Source organism: Parvibaculum sp. (assembly GCF_030694575.1).
Classification (GTDB): domain Bacteria; phylum Pseudomonadota; class Alphaproteobacteria; order Parvibaculales; family Parvibaculaceae; genus Parvibaculum.
Genome location: NZ_JAUYUS010000132.1, coordinates 1 through 2,889, shown reverse-complemented (window position 1 = coordinate 2,889; position 2,889 = coordinate 1). Strand labels below are relative to the sequence as shown.

Genomic DNA, 2,889 nt, shown 5'->3' with positions numbered 1-2,889 from the left:
TACGCGGCCGGTTTGTGGAACTGGATGTGCGCGGGCGGTTTGGAGAAGGCGGGTTTTTCCGCTTTCAGCGCGGCGAGCGCCGCTTCGCGGTCGGCCTCGGTAAAGCTGCCGGTCGTCAGGCAGAATTCCACGAAATTGCCGTTCGGATCTTTGGTGTAGACCGAGTGGCACCAGTTGTGGTCGATCTCCAGCACGTCGAGCCCGGCATCGAGCCAGCGCTGGCGGCGGCGGTCGAGATCGGCGCGGTCCTTCACGTCGAAGGAGATGTGGTTGATGTGGTCGGGCACGCCGGCGGCCTTCGAGAGATTGGTTTCGAAATTCTCCGTCCCCGGCATGTCGTGCATTTCCCAGAAGGCGATGAACTTCGAATCGTCTTCCATGCGATAGAAGAAATGCTTGGCCCAGCCGCCTTCCGGCGAGGGACCGACTTCGACCTTCACTAGCTCGAACCCCATCACGCCTTCGTAGAAATCGTGGATCGCCTTCATGTCGCGCGCGGCAAGCGCCAGATGATGATAGCCCATGCTTCAATCCTTCCCTTGCTTGTCGACCATGCTCATGACGTCCGCCGACGCGCCTGCGGGCGCGGCGATTTCCACCACGCGTTCGTCCACATCGTCATATTCGAGGCGGAGCGCGCGCGACATGGTGGCGTGCATGTCGTAGGTCGCGGTGATGTAGGTGAATTCGAGTATTTCTTCGTCGGACAGATGTTTCTTCATCGCATCGAAAATCGCTTGCGGAACGCGGCCGCCCTGCAGCACGAGGCAATCCGTATAGGCGAGCAGCGCGCGCTCGACCGGCGCGTAACAATCGGCGATCTGCCAATGCGGGATCGCCTCGATCTGCTCTTCGCGAAGGCCGACATCGCGGCAGGCCTTGCAATGCTGCGAGAAGACGAATTGCGAGCCGCGCGCAAAACCGGCACGGATCTGGCCGAGCTCGCGGAGCTTCGGATCGAGCTTGCGGTTCGGGCTCCGGTAGAACTGGAAGCCTTCGGTCGTGTGCTTGAAGGCGTCCGGCACCAGTGCGAAGACGGTCCACCAGTTGCCGGGCGTGCCCGTGGCGGTACCGGGCTCTTTCACCGGGTCGCGCTCGCCGAACAGCATCTTGTAAATCTGCTGCGCCAGCGGGTCGGCATCCGCCTTGCCCACCTGTCTCAGTCTCGGCATGCGTTTCCTCCCGTTGCATGACCGGGAAGAATGTAAGATAAACTGACGAATGGCTCAAGCGGGGATTCCGATGACGCAAAGACAGCCCGGCGTGTTGATGGCGCAATTGCTCAACCGCTTCATGTGGTTCGACGGCGCCTTGCAGAAAAGCCTCGACGCGCGCGGGTATGGCGGCGTGCGCCGGCTTGAATCCATGACCATGGTCTATGTCCATGCGGGCATCCGCCGGCCGAGCGAGCTGGCGCGGCTGCTCGGCGTCACGCGGCAATCGATGAACACGGCGCTGCGCGAGCTGGAGGAAAAGCGGCTTGTCTATATGGCGCCGGACCCCGAGGATGCGCGCTGCAAGCTCGTGACCTTCGCGCCGGAGGGCGCGGGCGTGAGGGCGGAGGCGCTCGAAATCGTCAGCGGCCTCGAAGCGGAACTCGAGGCGCGGCTCGGCGCGAAGACGGTGGAGAACCTGGCGCGCATCGTGAGCGCGGAGTGGGGCGAGGCGCCGGTAGTGACGAAGCCGAAACGCGAGGGAAAGAAAAAAGCATGACGAGCCTCGGCGATCTTCTGGCCGCGCCCGGCATATTGGTGGCGCCCGGCGCCTACGATGCATTGTCGGCGAAACTTGCCGCGAAGGCGGGCGCGCGCGTGGTCTACATGACGGGCTTCGGCGTTGCGGGCGCAAGCTTCGGCGTGCCGGATATCGGGCTTGTGAGCGCGGCGGAAATGAGCGAGCGCGTGCGCGCGATTGCGGGGGCTGCCGCGCCGGTGCCGCTGATCGCCGATGGCGACAACGGGCATGGCGGGCCCTTGAACGCGGCGCGGCTGACGCGCGCCTATGAGGCGGCGGGCGCGGCCTGCATCCAGATCGAGGATCAGGTCTTCCCGAAACGCTGCGGCCATATGGAAGGCAAGGAAGTGGTGCCGCTCGCGGAGGCGGCGGCGAAAATCCGCGCGGCGGCGGAGGCGCGCGGGAGCCGCGACTTCAAGGTGATGGCGCGGACGGATGCGCGCGCGACGCATGATCTCGACGAGGCGCTGCGGCGCGGCGAGGCTTTCCTGAAGGCAGGCGCCGACATTCTCTTCATCGAGGCGCCGCGCGATGAAGCGGAATTGCGGAAAGTCGCGGAGACCTTCAAGGGCGTGGCCCTTGTCGCCAATATCGTCGAGGACGGCAAGACGCCTTATCTCGGCGCAAAGGCGCTGGAGGAGTTGGGATTCAAAATCGCGCTCTTTCCGGTGTCGGCTTTGCTTGCCGTCACGGCGCGGCTCGAAGGCGTTTACGCGACGCTGCTGAAAGGCGAGGGCTTGCCCGCGGGCGAGGCGCGCGTCACCTTCCAGCGCTACAATGAATTGATCGGGCTGCCGGAGATGCTGGCGGATGCCGCAGCGATAACCCGGAACACAGAGAAGAAGACGGAGACGTAATGCCGAGCTGGGGGAATATTCTGAAGCGGATCGAAGCGGGTGAGATGGAGAAGGCACCGCCGCATGTCGCCGCGCTGAAGCTTTATGCGGGGAAGCTGACCGTGCTGGAGCCCGGCCGCATCCGCTACGACTGGCCGGTCGATCCGTCCTTCCTCAATCCGGTTGCCGTCTTCGGCGGCTATCTGGCGACGCTCGCCGACCAGACCTGCTCCTTCGCGCTGATGACCATGCTGAAAGACGACCAGAATTTCACGACGGTGGATTTGCAGATGCATTTCTTCCGTCCGGTGACGGAGGG

General features: G+C 64.1%; 5 protein-coding genes. 3 read left to right on the top strand and 2 right to left on the bottom strand.

The features are described from left to right. Together Q8S60_RS18315 and Q8S60_RS18310 are read right to left on the bottom strand one after the other, a co-directional pair. On the bottom strand, positions 1 to 524 hold a 524-nt coding region (locus Q8S60_RS18315), incomplete at its 3' end, for a VOC family protein (RefSeq protein WP_305275756.1). 3 nt (positions 525 to 527) lie between these two features. Next, the gene (locus tag Q8S60_RS18310; protein ID WP_305275757.1) at positions 528 to 1,172 is read right to left on the bottom strand and encodes a carboxymuconolactone decarboxylase family protein; all 645 of its coding nucleotides are present in this window, start codon (positions 1,170 to 1,172) and stop codon (positions 528 to 530) included. Between the two features lie 70 nt (positions 1,173 to 1,242). Between Q8S60_RS18310 and Q8S60_RS18305 the strand changes: the two genes are divergently transcribed. The 3 genes from Q8S60_RS18305 to Q8S60_RS18295 form a co-directional block, all read left to right on the top strand. Then, a complete protein-coding gene (locus tag Q8S60_RS18305) occupies positions 1,243 to 1,713 on the top strand; it encodes a MarR family winged helix-turn-helix transcriptional regulator (protein ID WP_305275758.1) in 471 nt (156 codons plus the stop codon). Then, positions 1,710 to 2,591 (top strand): oxaloacetate decarboxylase, encoded by an 882-nt coding sequence (locus Q8S60_RS18300; RefSeq protein ID WP_305275759.1) that lies wholly within the window; start codon positions 1,710 to 1,712, stop codon positions 2,589 to 2,591. Before Q8S60_RS18305 ends, Q8S60_RS18300 begins: the two co-directional genes overlap by 4 nt. Further along, on the top strand, positions 2,591 to 2,889 hold a 299-nt coding region (locus Q8S60_RS18295; RefSeq protein WP_305668768.1), incomplete at its 3' end, for a PaaI family thioesterase. The genes Q8S60_RS18300 and Q8S60_RS18295, both read left to right, overlap by 1 nt.

What these genes read in the sequence shown, in the direction of transcription:
- Q8S60_RS18300 (WP_305275759.1), top strand. Translation starts at nt 1,710, where the DNA reads ATGACGAGCCTCGGCGATCTTCTGGCCGCGCCCGGCATATTGGTGGCG.
- Q8S60_RS18305 (WP_305275758.1), top strand. Translation starts at nt 1,243, where the DNA reads ATGACGCAAAGACAGCCCGGCGTGTTGATGGCGCAATTGCTCAACCGC.
- Q8S60_RS18310 (WP_305275757.1), bottom strand. Translation starts at nt 1,172, where the DNA reads ATGCCGAGACTGAGACAGGTGGGCAAGGCGGATGCCGACCCGCTGGCG.